The sequence below is a fragment of the Pseudomonas putida genome (assembly GCF_028682455.1).
Lineage (GTDB): Bacteria > Pseudomonadota > Gammaproteobacteria > Pseudomonadales > Pseudomonadaceae > Aquipseudomonas > Aquipseudomonas putida_AA.
Genome location: NZ_JANHLD010000001.1, coordinates 1273721 through 1288600, shown reverse-complemented (window position 1 = coordinate 1288600; position 14880 = coordinate 1273721). Strand labels below are relative to the sequence as shown.

At 64.1% G+C, this 14880-nt stretch carries 15 protein-coding genes; all 15 read left to right on the top strand.

Annotated elements, in window-relative coordinates:
• Positions 1-2: 2 nt before the first annotated feature.
• The 15 genes from NPS58_RS06275 to NPS58_RS06205 all read left to right on the top strand — a co-directional run bounded on the left by NPS58_RS06275 (position 3) and on the right by NPS58_RS06205 (position 14793).
• Positions 3-1253, top strand: a complete 1251-nt coding sequence (locus NPS58_RS06275; protein WP_247735658.1) for an STY4528 family pathogenicity island replication protein — start codon at positions 3-5, stop codon at positions 1251-1253.
• A gap of 331 nt (positions 1254-1584) precedes the next feature.
• Complete coding sequence (locus NPS58_RS06270) at positions 1585-2364, top strand: PFL_4669 family integrating conjugative element protein (protein WP_247735657.1); 780 nt, start codon at positions 1585-1587, stop codon at positions 2362-2364.
• Complete coding sequence (locus NPS58_RS06265) at positions 2361-2888, top strand: DUF3158 family protein (RefSeq protein ID WP_247735656.1); 528 nt, start codon at positions 2361-2363, stop codon at positions 2886-2888. Before NPS58_RS06270 ends, NPS58_RS06265 begins: the two co-directional genes overlap by 4 nt.
• Before the next feature lie 73 nt (positions 2889-2961).
• A complete protein-coding gene (locus NPS58_RS06260) occupies positions 2962-3402 on the top strand; it encodes a single-stranded DNA-binding protein (protein ID WP_023106357.1) in 441 nt (146 codons plus the stop codon).
• A 278-nt stretch (positions 3403-3680) separates the two neighbouring features.
• Complete coding sequence (locus NPS58_RS06255) at positions 3681-5702, top strand: DNA topoisomerase III (RefSeq protein WP_247735655.1); 2022 nt, start codon at positions 3681-3683, stop codon at positions 5700-5702.
• A gap of 532 nt (positions 5703-6234) precedes the next feature.
• On the top strand, positions 6235-7815 hold the full coding sequence (locus tag NPS58_RS06250; protein ID WP_247735654.1) for a DNA cytosine methyltransferase: 1581 nt from the start codon (positions 6235-6237) through the stop codon (positions 7813-7815).
• Between the two features lie 243 nt (positions 7816-8058).
• Positions 8059-8616: a hypothetical protein gene (locus tag NPS58_RS06245; protein WP_247735653.1), complete on the top strand. Its 558-nt coding sequence runs from the start codon at positions 8059-8061 to the stop codon at positions 8614-8616.
• Between the two features lie 335 nt (positions 8617-8951).
• Positions 8952-9164 (top strand): hypothetical protein, encoded by a 213-nt coding sequence (locus NPS58_RS06240; protein ID WP_247735652.1) that lies wholly within the window; start codon positions 8952-8954, stop codon positions 9162-9164.
• Positions 9165-9185: 21 nt separating this feature from the next.
• Complete coding sequence (locus tag NPS58_RS06235) at positions 9186-9578, top strand: hypothetical protein (RefSeq protein ID WP_247735651.1); 393 nt, start codon at positions 9186-9188, stop codon at positions 9576-9578.
• 214 nt (positions 9579-9792) lie between these two features.
• A complete protein-coding gene (locus tag NPS58_RS06230) occupies positions 9793-10530 on the top strand; it encodes an ABC transporter substrate-binding protein (RefSeq protein ID WP_247735650.1) in 738 nt (245 codons plus the stop codon).
• Positions 10531-10626: 96 nt separating this feature from the next.
• Complete coding sequence (locus NPS58_RS06225; RefSeq protein WP_247735649.1) at positions 10627-10905, top strand: uridylate kinase; 279 nt, start codon at positions 10627-10629, stop codon at positions 10903-10905.
• A gap of 289 nt (positions 10906-11194) precedes the next feature.
• Positions 11195-12022, top strand: a complete 828-nt coding sequence (locus NPS58_RS06220; protein WP_247735648.1) for a GTPase — start codon at positions 11195-11197, stop codon at positions 12020-12022.
• 142 nt (positions 12023-12164) lie between these two features.
• A complete protein-coding gene (locus NPS58_RS06215; RefSeq protein WP_247735647.1) occupies positions 12165-12518 on the top strand; it encodes a DUF3085 domain-containing protein in 354 nt (117 codons plus the stop codon).
• Positions 12519-12883: 365 nt separating this feature from the next.
• The gene (locus tag NPS58_RS06210) at positions 12884-13813 is read left to right on the top strand and encodes a DUF3577 domain-containing protein (RefSeq protein WP_247735646.1); all 930 of its coding nucleotides are present in this window, start codon (positions 12884-12886) and stop codon (positions 13811-13813) included.
• Between the two features lie 152 nt (positions 13814-13965).
• Positions 13966-14793 carry a DUF932 domain-containing protein gene (locus tag NPS58_RS06205; protein WP_011871441.1) on the top strand — a complete coding sequence of 276 codons (828 nt, stop codon included), beginning with the start codon at positions 13966-13968 and terminating at the stop codon, positions 14791-14793.
• The last annotated feature ends 87 nt before the right edge of the window (positions 14794-14880 follow it).

The window sequence follows — 14880 nt, the reverse complement described above, 5'->3', positions numbered from 1 at the left end:
TCATGGCCGTGGACGACGCTGCACCACGAGCACCACGCCAAGGCCCCGTCGCCCTCGCTGATCTGTTCGACAGCGCACTGAACGACCTTGCGCCGAAACCTCGCCCGCCCGCGCCCGAGCCGGCTCCCGCATCCGCAACGTCTCCTGTGCCCGCAACTGGCGACGGTTTTCTGTTCAGTGGCAATCGGCACGAGAGCGTGCCGCGACGGCTGTTCCTCGACCGACGCCTGACGCCACTTGAACGCAATGCCTGGCAAGTCTTCCGGATGATGCTCAACGAGGATGGCGTCACTGCGTTTCCGACGTATGAGCAACTTCGCCCGTGGCTCGCGTCAACGCCCTGCGCCGGACAAGCCTCCCACGAGACCGTGGCACGGGCGCTGACGCTGTTGCGCCTGACGCGCTGGTTGAGTCTCGTGCGCCGCAGGCGCGACCCCAAGAGCGGACGCATCCTCGGCAACCTCTACGTCCTGCACGACGAGCCCCTGACCCCGTTCGAGGCGATGCAGCTCGACCCGGACTACTTGCAGCTCGTCAGCCACACCCTGGGCCATTCGGCGAGGGCCGTTCAGGTCGTGGGCTTGCACACGCTCAAGGAGATCGCCGAAGACCCGTTGCTGTCTGGCCGCATGCTGCCCTCGCGGCTGCAGGTCCTTGCCGAACGCCTCGCAAGCCAGGGCATCGGGTCGCAGGAGAGTTATCCACAGGAGGACACGGTTCACGATTCCGAAGAAGGGGCGCCGAGCCTTCTTCGGAATTCTGATCAGCCCTCTTCGGATTCCGAAGCAGGGCCGAAACCCGCGTCAGACGGCGCTCTTCGGAATCCGAAGCAGGACCGTACTGTACGTAGTAGTCGTATTAATGAAGTACGTACTACCGCGCGTGAGCGTGGGCAGGTGCGCGCAATGCCGGGAGTTCGTCTGCCTGATCGCTTCCTCAACTTGAAGGAAGAGCAGCAGGCCGGCGCCATGGTGGCATTGCAGCAGGTCGATGCCCCGCTACGCCAGGCAGTGCTGGACGAATGGGCGGATCGCTGTCGTGGCAGCACCATCCGCAACCCGGCAGGCTACCTGTTCGGCATCATCCAACGTGCCATCCGTGGCGAGTTCAACGCATGGGCCAGGCAAGCTGGGTCAGCACCGCCACCTGCCCCTGCACGAGATGCACCGCCTGAGCCACCGCGCAATGTAGTTCCGCCCGAGGTAGCCCGGCAGCACATCGACCGGCTGCGCGACCTTCTGCGCAGTAGCTGAGCGCGACGAGCGACAAGGGCGTGAAGCAGACGCCCGTGGCCGTCAGTAGAGCTATCCCCTGGGGATAGATGTGATGCAAGGCGTAACACCGAAAGACACAGGCTGGGTGCTTCTGTCCACGGTGCTGCAGTAGCGTCCGGTTCCTGAGCGCACCCACCATCTGCGCGAGCAGCGCTCTGTGGCGTTTGATGGAGCTATCCCCTGGGGATAGCTCGCATTGCGGGCCGCCACCACCACGACAACCGGGGACCAGTTCATTTCGGTTTGTTGACTGACTGCCTTCCGCTGCATGCCGATCCTGACCGCTCCTTTTCCCAAGCGAGCGGACACCATGGCAACCAACGAACCTTTGCAACTCAATCTCGGCTCTTTGCGCAGCGCGATGTCGCTGACGCTTCACACCCACCACGCCTCGCGCATCTGGCATGGCCGCGCCGCCACCGAAGGGCGACCCGGCATCGTCGGCCTGAACGGCTACATCGCCGTGATGAACAAGATGAAGCGCGGCTCGGAGCAGGACGACCCCTACAGCGACTGGTGGATGTTGCGCATCGAGGAAAAGCTCGACCAGGCCAAGACCACGTTGCAATCGCTGCGCGAGCAGGTGGACCAGGCATTGGCCGGCGTGCCTGCGGCGTTGAGCCTGGGCGAGAACCTCAACGTGCAACCGGTGAAGCTCCCCTTGTTCGTGAACGCGCAACTTGGCTTTGCCGCGGTCTATCTCCTGGCCGACTATGACGACATCGCCCGCAAGCTGATCCTCGCCCATCACACCGCGCTGATCGATCGCTCGACATTGGAGCGCTGGCTCAACGAAGGTGCCCACACGCTGCGCAGCCTGTTCAGCCTGGCCCAGCAGTACCGCTACTCGGGATGCACCCGCGACGACTTCGCGGCCAAGAACGCCGCAGCGCGGGCGGCGCTGGAGAAGTTCGGCGACCTGCCGCAGGACGTGCTCGAAGGCACTCGCCGCTCGAAGTTTGCGCCGCCCGTCGTGCGCCGCGGCCTACAACAGCGCAGTGATAGCGCTTCCGCAGCCGCACCTCCCAGCGACGAAGGCACTGCCGCCGATCCGGCCGAGGCCAGCACCGGCGAGGACGAACAGGCATGAGCGACCCGAACCGCGAACCTCGCTACTTCCGTGGTCTGGAACAGCCAGCCTTCATGCGGCTGGAACACGCGGCCTCTCTAAAAGGCCTTTTAAAGCCTTTTAAAGGTAAGGGGGACTTCGAGACCTGGGCCAGCCAGTGCTTCGCCATGCGCGACGAGTTGATTGCCCTGGCGCAGCGACAGGTGCTGCCACAGGCGTGCGGGCATCCCTTCCACCTGCTTCCCGTCGAGCTGGCCCAGCAGACCACTGGCGCAGGCACGGCCTTTCTTCGCTGGCGCAAGCATGATCGATCGGCCATGGGCGTGGCCCTGTGGCGGCAACTGATCGCCAGCCCCAGCACGCCGGTCAACCTGCTGCACGACCTGCACACAATCGAATTGCAGCGCATCACGCTGAACATGCAGATCAGCCTGCTGCACACCCTGGGCAGGCAAGCACAGGAATGCGCCAGCAAGGCCGCGCAGGCGGACAACACCTACCTGCGCCGGCTCGCGTCCGTTCCTGTCGCAGTGCGTGATCGGTGATTGCGCCAGCCAGCCGAGCACGCGCCCGAGTCCAACCAGGCACGGGTATTTCAACCACCACGGAGATATCAACATGAGCACACAATTCATCGGCGAGGGCAACATCGGCTCGCCTCCCGAGTACCGCGAATTCCCCAACGGCAACGACGATCCTCGCCGGTTGCTCCGGCTGAACGTGTACTTCGACAACCCCGTTCCCACCAAAGGCGGCGAGTTCGAGGACCGCGGCGGCTTCTGGGCGCCGGTGGAACTCTGGCACCACGACGCCGACCGCTGGCAGCAGCTCTACCAGAAGGGCATGCGGGTGCTGGTCGTCGGCCGCATGGAGCGCGACCCCTGGACGGACAACGAAGATCAGCCGCGTGAGACTTGGCAGGTCAACGCGCGCAGTGTCGGCATCCTGCCGTACCGCATCGAGTCCGTGACCCTCAGCCCGAAGCCACAGGAGGCAGAGCCGAAGCCCCAGGCCACCCAGGAACCAGCGGCACCGAAGGAAACGAAGCGCAGGAAGTGACCCTACATGGAGGGCGGCTGCTGCAGTGCTTCGCCGCCCTCCATGCGCTGCGAATTATCCCCAGGGGATAGCTCCACCAACGTCCACCGAGTTCCACGCGCTCCCGGAAATCGCGGCTCCCGACCCGCACACTTCCGGCCACGCGTCGTCCCCGCACACGCCATTTCATCCCGTGAAAGCGGTCGCCACCGCATGCGGCTTGTTTGCTGCTGCCCTCAGTGGTGCTCGGCATCCTCGATTCCAGCAACTCATGAACCACGGGAATCGGATGGACGGATATGCGGCTGTTCTTGTGCGAGAAGCCCTCCCAGGGCAAAGACATTGGCCGGATTCTTGGCGCCACGCAACGCGGTGAAGGCTGCCTCAACGGTTCCGGCGTCACGGTCACCTGGTGCATCGGCCATCTCGTAGAGGCTGCAGCACCGGAAGCCTACGACGAACAGTTGAAGCGCTGGTCCATCGAGCAGTTGCCCATCATTCCCCAGCATTGGCGGGTCGAGGTCAAACCGAAGACCGCCACGCAATTCAAGGTCGTCAAAGCGCTCCTGGCGAAGGCGACCCAACTAGTCATCGCCACCGATGCCGACCGCGAGGGCGAGTTGATCGCTCGCGAAATCATCGACCTGTGCGGCTACCGCGGGCCAATCGAGCGGCTGTGGTTGTCGGCGCTGAACGATGCGTCGATCCGCGCCGCCCTCGGCAAGCTGCGGTCCTCGGCCGAGACGCTGCCGATGTACCACTCGGCGCTGGCGCGATCTCGTGCGGATTGGCTGGTGGGCATGAACCTCAGTAGGTTGTTCACGGTGCTGGGGCGGCAGGCCGGCTACGACGGCGTGCTGTCAGTCGGCCGCGTCCAGACCCCGACGCTCAAGCTCGTCGTGGACCGCGACCGCGAGATCGCAGCCTTCGTGTCCGTGCCGTACTGGGCCATCGTCGTGTCCCTGTCCGCAGGTGTCCAGGCTTTCAACGCGCAATGGGTGCCACCCGATGCCTGCACCGACGACGCAGGCCACTGCCTGCAGCAGCCGGTCGCACAGCAGGCCATGCAGCAGATCCGCGCCGCCGGCAGCGCCCAGGTCGTATCGGTCGAGACCGAGCGCGTGCGCGAAGGCCCGCCGCTGCCGTTCGACCTGGGCACCTTGCAGGAAGTGTGTTCCAAGCAACTTGGGCTGGACGTGCAGGAAACCTTGGAGATCGCCCAAGCCCTGTACGAGACGCATAAGGCCACGACGTACCCGCGCTCGGATTCCGGCTATCTGCCCGAGAGCATGTTTGCCGAAGTGCCCACCGTTCTCGACAGCCTGCTCAAAACCGATCCCTCGCTGCACCCGATCATGGGCCAGCTCGACCGTTCGCAGCGCTCGCGCGCCTGGAACGATGGCAAGGTCACGGCCCACCACGGCATCATTCCGACGCTTGAACCGGCGAACCTCTCCGCCATGAGTGACAAGGAACTGGCCGTGTACAGGCTCATCCGGTCGCATTACCTGGCGCAGTTCCTCCCTCACCACGAGTTCGACCGCACCGTGGCCAAGCTGTCATGCGGCGGGCAGAATCTGGCGGCTACCGGCAAGCAGGTTGTCATCCCGGGCTGGCGCCAGGTACTGACCGAGCCGCAGACCGACGACGCTGATGGCGAGAGCGACACTGCGGCCCGCGCCCAGGTGCTACCGGCGCTGCGCGAGGGCCTGGCATGCCAGGTGGCCGACCTCGATCTGAAGGCACTCAAGACGCTGCCGCCCAAACCGTACACGCAAGGCGAGTTGGTCAAGTCCATGAAAGGCGTCGCCAAGCTGGTGTCCGATCCCCGCCTGAAGCAGAAGCTCAAGGATACGGTTGGCATCGGCACCGAAGCGACGCGGGCCAACATCATCGGCGGCCTGATCGCCCGCGGCTACCTTGTGAAGAAGGGGCGCGCCATCCGCGCCTCGGACGCGGCTTTCACCTTGATCGATGCCGTGCCTGCGGCGATTGCCGACCCTGGCACCACCGCCATCTGGGAACAGGCGCTCGACATGATCGAAGCCGGCCAGCTCACCTTGGACGTGTTCATCGGCAAGCAGGCCGCATGGATTTCGCAATTGATCGCGCAGTACGGCAGCGCGTCCCTGTCCATCAAGGTTCCCCAAGGGCCGGCATGCCCGCAGTGCGGCGCACCCACGCGCCAGCGCAGCGGCAAGAGCGGCCCGTTCTGGTCATGCAGCCGCTACCCGGACTGCAAAGGCACGCTGCCGGTCGAATCCGGCAGCTCCAAGCGCGGCGCCTCGCGCCCGCGCCGTAGCGGCCGCAAAGGCTCCTGACCGACCCCGTTCCCCGTGAGCCGTGCCCGCCTTCGGCGGCGTGGCCCGTGTCCCGCATGCCCTGCGGGACGCCCAGCGCGCAACGCCTTCTTGATCCGTGTGCGCGTCCCGCCTGGCCGTCCCCGGCCGCGGGACCTGAAGGTAGCTTCTCCGCGAGCCGCACCACGCGCGTTCTGTTGATCTGCGTTTCTTCCGCCCTCTGCGAAGGGTCTCCCGGTGGCTTGCCAGCCTACACGAGCCACCGGGAGACCCTTCGTGGTCAGCGGTAATCGGTGCCGGTGCCCGCCGGTGCAAAAACGGGCTCCCTTTGTGCGCGGATGTGCGCCAGACGATGCCGGCCCCAGCCACGACATGGGTCGGGTGTGATTGCTGAGAGCAGACGGTTCTAGCGACGACCGGGCCTGCCAATCAGCCCACGGGTGGTTCCTCTTTCCTCCCGAGCCGAAGGCCGCAGGGCCTTCGGCGCCTTTCTCCTGCCCATCAACGTCCCGGTCCGGCCATTGGCCTGGGCCACACGAACAGGAGAGACGACATGCACCCTCAACCTTGCGCGCCGCTGCTGTACGGCAGTGTGTGCAGCGGCATCGAGGCAGTGAGCCTGGCATGGCAGCCGCTCGGCCTCGAAGCCGCGTGGTTCGCCGAGATCGAACCGTTCCCGAGCGCCGTGCTCGCCCACCACTATCCGCGCGTGCCCAACCTGGGCGACATGACCTCGATCGCCCACCAGGTTCGCGCCGGCACTGTGCCGGCCCCCGACATCCTGGTCGGCGGCACGCCGTGCCAGTCGTTCAGCGTTGCCGGTGCACGCAGGGGACTGGATGACCCGCGCGGAGCCTTGACCCTTGCTTATGTGGAGTTAGCTAATGCCATCGACCAAACCCGCTACCAAGACGGCCGCACGTCGGCCACGCTCGTCTGGGAAAACGTCCCCGGCGTCCTCAACGACCGCAGCAACGCCTTCGGGCATTTCCTGGGAGCACTGGCCGGAGAAAGCCGTGCGCTCGAACCGCCAGGGCAAAAATGGGCGCACGCAGGTTGTGTGTCTGGACCCCGGCGCCGCATCGCCTGGCGCGTGCTCGACGCTCAATATTTCGGCGTCGCCCAACGCCGCAAGCGTGTGTTTCTTGTGGCAAGTGGTGGAGATGGCCTCGATCCCGTCGAAGTACTTTTTGAGCGCGCAGGCCTGCACGGGGATTCTTCTGCGGGCAGCGCGCCGTGGCAAGAAGCTGCCCGTGTTGCTGGATCTGGTACTGAAGCAGCAGGCGGATACGCAGGATTTGCTGGACTGAAGCAGCCCTACGGCAAGGTCACGACGACGTTCGGATTCAGCGGAGGCATCGGCCCTGTCGATGTGGCTGCATGCCTGATGGCGGCTGGCCCCAAGCATGACATCCGCACGGAGACGTTCATGGTGCAGTCGTTCGCCGGCAGCATCAGCCACACCCTCGACACCGCCAACGGCGGCAAGGGCAGCAGCGAGGACGGTACGGGCAAAGGTGTGCCGATCATCGCCTTCACCGCCCAGGGCAGCGGCGCGGATGCCACGATGGATCTGACGCCGACGCTACGTGCTGGTGGGCATCGCAACAGCCATGCGAACGCCGGTGTCGTGCCGGCTATCGCCTTCGCGCAGAACAATCGCGGCGAAGTGCGCTTCGAGTCGGGCCATGGGCAGGTGGCTTGCACCGTCCTGTCCAACGGCAAGCCGGGCTATGGGGTGCCGACGGTGGCCTGCATTGCCCTGCGGGGTCGGCAGGGTCTTGCCGCCGAGCTTGGCGGCGGCGTCGCGGCGGCGTTGCGCACTTGCGACGGCGGCGCGAACAAGCCCTATGTGCTGGCTCCCGACTGCGAGGCGCATTTCCGCTACGACTGGAATGAACCCGGCCCGGGGGATTGGTCGCAGTGGCGGGTGCGGCGGTTGATGCCCGTGGAATGCGAACGTCTGCAAGGCATGTCCGACAACTACACCCTGGTCCCTTATCGCGGCAAGCCCGCCGCAGACGCCCCGCGCTACAAGGCGATCGGCAATTCCATGGCCGTGCCCTGCGTCGCGTGGCTGGGTCAGCGGCTGGTGCAGTGCCTGCAAAAGACGGGATCGAGCGCATCGGATTGATGCACGACGCAGCCAACCGGCCACGCCATTCTTCCTTCTGCATTGCCGACGTGTCGGCAGCAGCCAGCAGCCAGGGTGTCCAGGCTGCCGTGGGTTCCACCCGCGCCACCCGCCAGTTCGCCCCGGCATCCACCGGCGAACGCTGCCCACCGGGGCATCGATGCCTCCTTTCTCCAACCCACGGGACGAATGCCGCGTCCCGTCAGGGGCGTGTCGTCACCCGGTCGATACTCAGGACTTCCCATGGAAACCATTACCCAACAAGACCGCATCACGCTGAATAATCTCAAGGTGGCCGATTTCGCCAGCGAGGAAACGCTGTGCTTCACCGCCATTGTCGAATTCGACGGCATTCCCATTGCCGAGGCCCGCAACGACGGACATGGCGGATCGACATTCGTGCGTGCGCTACAAGGCCAGATCGCGCTTCTGGCCCAGGCGGAGGAATTCACCAGGAGCCTTCCGCCGGCCTCGCTCGACCTCGAACGAGAGGACGAAGAGCCGCTGATCATCGACATTACGTTGGACTTCCTCGTCGATCAACTGGCCGGTGCCATGTACGCCGAGCGCAAGCTGCGCACCGCATTCAACCGCGACGTCGGCAACAAGGTGCTGTTCATCAAAGACGGCAAGCTGCTGTTCCTCAAGGGCATCAAGCTCAAGGCCATCGCAGACAGGCCGGCGTATTTCGCATCGCTGCGCGCCCGTCAGGGCCAGCCCATCGTCATCCTTGCAGAGCTAGCACCGGATGAAGCATTCGCCCTATGGAAGCAGCATGTGCTGGGCGACAAGCCTCGCTGATCCAGCATCGCCTGCCCGTCCTGATAGCCCCGCACTTGCTGCGGGGCTTTCTTTTTTCCACGTTCGCCAATAGGGGCTGTAGCAGGTGCCGATTTCCGGCTGACGTGGCTCGACTCGCTCACGAAGCTGCGTGCATGTGTCGCTGATCCGTCAGCACCATGCCAGCAGCCAGGGTTTCCAGGCTGCCGCGGATTCTCTCCGCGCCACCCGCCAGTCCGCTATCGCATCGAGTCTGCGGACGCGCGTCCTCGTGACGCCGATGCTTTTTCTCAACCGCATGCGGGAGCTGCCATCCCGTGAGGGACAAGGCCCCCGCTTCTCCAAGGAGCCCATCCATGTCCCAGCAAGCCTCTTTCGGCCAGTTGGCCTTGATCCATTGCGGCAAGTTCCTGCCGCTCGAAGTCCTGCATAGCGCCGCCGGCCACTACATCGGCACGCACGATACCGAAGGTCCCGTTTCGCGGGAATCCAGCGAGTACTTCCGCAGCTATGTCGCGGCTCAACGTGCCCTCGAAAGAGGCGGCTGGTCCCAGCTCGCCACGCCCTGATCCAACTGGAGGAATCACGTCATGAACCAGCTTTTGCCACAGGAAGTCGTCGATCAGATCATGTGGGAAGAGCAGCATTTCGCCGCCGCGCCCCAAGCCTTCTTCGAGGCCTGGAAGCGCGGTGTCGAGATCGCTGGCCCGCAATGGTTTGGCGACGGCACACGCGAAGGCCTGAACCAGGCCAAGAGCAAGTGGGATCTGCGTCCCGACATGCTGCGTGCCAACGACGCTCTCGGCGTCCTGAGCAGCGGAGAACGCATGTTCCTGTCCGCCATGTTCAGCTTCTACAACGCGCGCGAGGGCGGTGCCATGCTCAAGCGCTGCCACTTCCAAGGACTGTCGGACTTCGACGGTCTCGATCTGCAACGCCGCAAGGTCATCGCCGACCTGCTGGTGAACTACAGCGGTTGGTGAGCCGGCTTCCGGAATATCACCACCTTGTCGTTCGCCACCCCATGAGGGACATGCGCCCACCAGGCCATGTCCCTCAATTTTCCCTCCGTCAGCCAGCGCCGATTGGTCCAAAGCCATCGATCAGTGCCGCCTGACGCTTTTTCGACTTTCAACCCACCGGGGTCCAGTTCCCGGTGGCGGGGATTGGCTCCATTATTCAATCTGGAGAAATCCTATGACCCAGAATCCCAACCCCTTTGTACGCGGCTACTGGAATCTGAAAATCGTCCGAACGCTGTGCATCAGCTACGAAGACGGAAGCCCGCATGTGTGGCGAAACATCCACGCGAGCCAACAGCACCTCTCCGAGGAGGAGCTGGTTTCTTCCCCCTGCATCGTCACCAGCGACTTCGCGGTGGTCAGGAATGGCACTGTGCCTGTCAGTGCCGAACTGATGGCCGAATGCGATGCCATTGAAGGCGTCAGCGGCGAAGGCGTGGTGGGTGCGGTGGTTTATGCCATCCATGGCGACGACCTGGACGGTCGCCCGGTCCACGTCGGTGATACCTATTCGGCCGAGGCCGCGCGAGACGTGGTGCAGCGGTTGAGTTTCGAGACCGGCTATTACAGCCGATGCTGGGAAATCAGCAGCGCGCACATCAGCCAGGAAACCGGCCAGTACCTGGCCAGCCTAGCGGACCTTGCGACGCCGGAGGCCTTTCTGTTCATCGCCTTCCGGGTTCCATACAGCCCGGCGATCGGCGTCAAGCTGATTTCCACGCCCTGGACAGACAAGAACCTGGAGTATGCCGAGGGCATCAGTGCGGAGCAGCTTCGGCAGGAGCACCGGGACAAGGGCATGCCTGACGACCTGGCGAACATCCTTGAATTGGCCGGCCAGGCCGATGTACGCATCCTCATCCTAGATGCTGACGCACCCGCGCTACTGGGCCTGCCACTGGCCGAGATCTAGCAGACGCGCGACGCGCAAGCCTTCCCCTTTATCCCCCACATGCCAGCCCGCCTCCCACCAGGAGCTGGGCCGGTTCAATTCCATAGGAGCAATCTCATGTTCCCCGATCTCATCTCGCCTACGCCTGACTTCGAGAATCAGCTTGGAGCCTGCGTTAACGCCATGAGCCAGAACGACGCCATCGGCCAGATTCTGGTGTTCGAGCGCATGAGCGGCACGCTGCACATGCGCCATATCGACAGCGCCGATCTGGCGGACACCGACATTGACGACTACGAAATGGTCGTGTTCGACGGTGGCAACACAAGCGGCGACACGTGGAAGCACGTGTTTTTCCCGCGTCAGCGCGAACACTACTTCGTGTACGAAGCCTGACATCTCCAGCCCCTTTCGAGGGGCTTTTTCTTGCCCGGAGCGCTGTAAAGCGGGTACGGCGGGGTGCCGTTTCCTGCGGGCGGGCCGCTTACTCCCGGGCCATTCTTCCCCCATGTTCGTCGGCGTTGCCGACACATGCCCAGGCAGCCGAGACCTTCAAGGCTGCAAGCACGGGAAACCGTGCTGGTCGATGTTTTCCACGGACGTACCGCGTCCATCCACGCCACCCACAAGGGACCTCTCCCTTGCGGGCGGGGAATCCCTTGTTTCTTTCTCAAGGAGATTCTCCATGGACCGTTCCCTCATCAAATCCATGATGCCTTCGCTTGTCGCAGGCCACGTGCCCCGCAACGTGCGGTCGTTCAAGTACCGCGTGTTCGACGATCAGCCGCAGTCTTCGACATGGGGCTTCGCCATCGACCCCCAGTCCTTCGACGGGAAGGTAGTCGCAATCACTGACGACGCCATCGTCGTCAAGCTCAAGCCCAGCGAATTCGCTGTGCTCGATTCCAAGCTGGTGACCACCGTCCCCGACGAAGGTGCCAAGGTGCATGTCCAACCCTACGCACGGCGCCGTTTCGATGGGCTGCGCGCGGACACCCCGGAAGAGCGCACCGAGATGACGTCCGACGGGGTTCCCTACACCGTCAAGACGCACATCCTCGGCTCTGCGCCGGCCAAGCTGCCCATCCCCGAGCCGCAGTGCATGGAACTGGGCCAGCTCATCCAGCAGTTGGAGGAAATGCCGGCGCCCGATGGCTTCCGGCGCATCACCCACATGCTGGTCGATGCGGGAGCCCGGGACTTCACCTGGGTCGATCCCAAGCCTTCCAAGATCGTCGAGACACCTCCTGCGATCAGCTTTACGGTCTCGACCGCGAAGTTCGAGGGCCGGGTGACGGTGCTGTACGAGCGAGGCGGCGACACCTATGTGGTGGAGCTACACCGCGACGGCGATTTGCTCGATCGGCATGACGAGGTGTATTTCGACATGCTCGGCGAAGTGCTGGAGCGACTCGTCGACGACGGACGTTGGCGCCTGATCGATGTGAGCGTGATCGATGTGAGCGTGATCGACGCCAAGGCTACCCGGCAGCGCCAGGCGGTACCGGCATGACCCTGGGAACCGAATCCTGGGGGTTCTTCGGCTGACACGAGGCTCCCTCACGTCGTTTCAGCCCATTGGCCATGTGCCCCACAGGCTCTCTATCCATCCGGGTGGAGGGCCTTTTCTCTATTCCACACAGGAGATTTCAACCATGTCACTGCGATTCAAAGGCTCCGACCTGCGGCCTGTGCTGACCGAGGCGATCGCTGGTCAATGCCGCGTCATCCTGGTCAAGGACCAGGGCGTGTACTTCCTCGCCGAGCAGGGAGAGCGACGCCCGGATGGGCGTGTGAAGCTGCTGGCCTATGCCGTCGGCTGCAACCCGGATACCGACCCGTTCGACGACTGGTGGGAACTGGCGCGCGCCGAACTGGGCGGCGACGACTTCGCGGAGTACTTCGACCCGAAGGACGGCGTATTCACGCGCATTCTGCACACCGCAGACGACCTGATGCTGTCGGCCACCGCCACACATTTGTCACTGGAGGTGGTTCCTCCCGCATAGAGCGGCAACTGACGCTCGCCCCTCGCAGCCCCCGCACCGGGGGCTTTCTTTTGCGCTGAACCGGGCTGCGTGGACAAAGGGAAACACCCGGATGCCAATTGATTGCTGCCGCGCGCGCAAGGGCCGCCCATGCTGACCCCATGCCTGCTGACGTTGTCAGCGACATGCCAGGCAACCATCGGTCTTCGAGGTTGCGGCGCAGTTTCCACTGCGTGACCGAGCCAGCTCGCACCGCATCCATACGCGAGCGGCCACCAGTCTCTGGTGGTGGATGCTTTCGCCTTATCAACCCACCGCGGGGTTACGCACCTTTCCCCGCATGCGTGGGCTCGGTGTGTCTCCGCTTTTCCCAATGGAGATTCACCATGAACACCACGTCCAACGAGAAATCGTATTTCGACCTCCACACATCGGGCATCGGCTACATCCAGCGTGTCCGTGAAGTGCCCGTCAGGGGCGGCCGCCGTGCGCAGCCCTTCCTGGCATGCACCATCGCCGCATTGGTCGGCCCCGCCAGGGACCCCAGCTACCGCTACTTCGATGTCAAGGTCTCGGGTGCCGAGGCCAAGAAGCTCGTTCAGCGCTACATCGGCGTTGACGATCCCAAGCAGCGCCCGCTGGTGCGCTTCCGCCTTGGCGACCTCTGGGGCGATGCGTACATCCGCGACAAGGGCGAAAACCAGGGCAAGGCCGCCGCGTCCCTCAAGGCGCGACTGCTCAAGGCCGAGCCGATCGAGCGGGCCGAACTGGCTTCAATCGAGCAGCATGAGCTGATTACCCGTGGCATCGGCTACCTCAACCGTCCGAAGGACGTCACCCCCAAGGATGGCGATCCGTTCCTGTCGTGCTCCATCGCCGCATTGGCCGGACCTGTCGATGAACCGGAATATCGGTACTTCGACACGATCGTCGCCACCCCCGGGGCCGAGCATCTGGTTCGCCGATGCGTGCAGGCCATCGAAGGGGATCGCAAGGTGCTGATCGCCTTCCGTCTCAACGATATGAAGATCGATCCGTACATCCGTACCAAGGGCGAGCACGCTGGGGCACCGGCCGCAAGCCTGGAGTCGACGCTGATCCACATCGGTCTGATCAAGATCGATGGCACCCAGGTCTATCCGATGAGCCAAGCGCAAGCCGAGGCGCCAACGGTGGAGGACGCACCCGCGCCCGAAGCCGACAACGCCATCGACACTGCCGCCGACGCCGTTTCCGACCTACCCGTCGAGTCCGCCGAGCGCGAGCCCGAGGGTGAAGTCGAGGAGCAGGAGCCGGCCTTGGTCGCTTCGTTTTGATCCGGCATGGCCCCTCATGGGGCCTTGTCGCTTCTCCTCCCCAGCATCCGCCGCGTCCCCAAGACGCCAAAGGTGCTTGCGTCTTTTCATCCCCCGAGTCCCGCGTGGTCACACGACCGCGCGGTTACCGCATTTCTCAAAGGAGATCAGCCATGTCTCTGGCATCCCGTTTTGCTCCGCAATCCCCGATCCTGCGCTCCGATCGCCCACTCTCGGACGACCGTATTCGTGCCGTTGTTCCCTCGATCTTTGCCGACGCTCCACATGGGAGCCGGTCCGATCGGTATGCCTACATACCGACCTCGGTCGTGCTGACCAGGTTGCGCCAGGAGGGTTTCGAGCCCTTCATGGTGTGCCAGACGCGCGTGCGCAACGAGGATCGGCGCGAGTACACCAAGCATCTCATCCGACTTCGCCATGCAAGCCAGATCAACGGCGATGAGGCGAACGAGATCATCCTGCTCAACAGCCACGACGGCACGAGCAGCTACCAGATGCTTGCCGGCATGTTCCGGTTCGTCTGCCACAACGGCCTGGTCTGCGGTGACACCACCGCCGACATCCGCGTTCCTCACAAGGGCGACGTGGCAAGCCAGGTGATCGAAGGCGCCTACGAGGTTCTCGAAGGCTTCGAGCGCGTGCAGGACGCGCGCGATGCGATGCGCACCATCACCCTCGATGAGGGCGAAGCGGAAATCTTTGCGAATTCCGCGCTCGCACTCAAGTACGACGACCCGGCCAAGTCCACCCCTGTCACGGAGAGCCAACTTCTGGCGCCCAGGCGCTGGGACGATCGCAAGAACGACCTGTGGGCCGTCTTCAACCGCGTCCAGGAGAACCTCGTCAAAGGGGGACTGAATGGACGCTCGGCCAATGGCCGCAATCAACGCACCCGTCCGGTGCAAGGAATCGACCAGAACCTGCGCCTGAACCGGGCGTTGTGGCTGCTGGCCGAAGGCATGCGCCAGCTCAAGGCGTGATGCCAAGCGGACCTCGCCCAGCTCGGGTGAGGTCCATTTCCTCTCATCCACCGGGCGCCGTCGGCGGCCCGCTATTCGTCATCAGGA

Coding starts and splice junctions, on each gene's coding strand:
- NPS58_RS06275 (WP_247735658.1), top strand. CDS start 3: ATGGCCGTGGACGACGCTGCACCACGAGCACCACGCCAAGGCCCCGTC.
- NPS58_RS06270 (WP_247735657.1), top strand. CDS start 1,585: ATGGCAACCAACGAACCTTTGCAACTCAATCTCGGCTCTTTGCGCAGC.
- NPS58_RS06265 (WP_247735656.1), top strand. CDS start 2,361: ATGAGCGACCCGAACCGCGAACCTCGCTACTTCCGTGGTCTGGAACAG.
- NPS58_RS06260 (WP_023106357.1), top strand. CDS start 2,962: ATGAGCACACAATTCATCGGCGAGGGCAACATCGGCTCGCCTCCCGAG.
- NPS58_RS06255 (WP_247735655.1), top strand. CDS start 3,681: ATGCGGCTGTTCTTGTGCGAGAAGCCCTCCCAGGGCAAAGACATTGGC.
- NPS58_RS06250 (WP_247735654.1), top strand. CDS start 6,235: ATGCACCCTCAACCTTGCGCGCCGCTGCTGTACGGCAGTGTGTGCAGC.
- NPS58_RS06245 (WP_247735653.1), top strand. CDS start 8,059: ATGGAAACCATTACCCAACAAGACCGCATCACGCTGAATAATCTCAAG.
- NPS58_RS06240 (WP_247735652.1), top strand. CDS start 8,952: ATGTCCCAGCAAGCCTCTTTCGGCCAGTTGGCCTTGATCCATTGCGGC.
- NPS58_RS06235 (WP_247735651.1), top strand. CDS start 9,186: ATGAACCAGCTTTTGCCACAGGAAGTCGTCGATCAGATCATGTGGGAA.
- NPS58_RS06230 (WP_247735650.1), top strand. CDS start 9,793: ATGACCCAGAATCCCAACCCCTTTGTACGCGGCTACTGGAATCTGAAA.
- NPS58_RS06225 (WP_247735649.1), top strand. CDS start 10,627: ATGTTCCCCGATCTCATCTCGCCTACGCCTGACTTCGAGAATCAGCTT.
- NPS58_RS06220 (WP_247735648.1), top strand. CDS start 11,195: ATGGACCGTTCCCTCATCAAATCCATGATGCCTTCGCTTGTCGCAGGC.
- NPS58_RS06215 (WP_247735647.1), top strand. CDS start 12,165: ATGTCACTGCGATTCAAAGGCTCCGACCTGCGGCCTGTGCTGACCGAG.
- NPS58_RS06210 (WP_247735646.1), top strand. CDS start 12,884: ATGAACACCACGTCCAACGAGAAATCGTATTTCGACCTCCACACATCG.
- NPS58_RS06205 (WP_011871441.1), top strand. CDS start 13,966: ATGTCTCTGGCATCCCGTTTTGCTCCGCAATCCCCGATCCTGCGCTCC.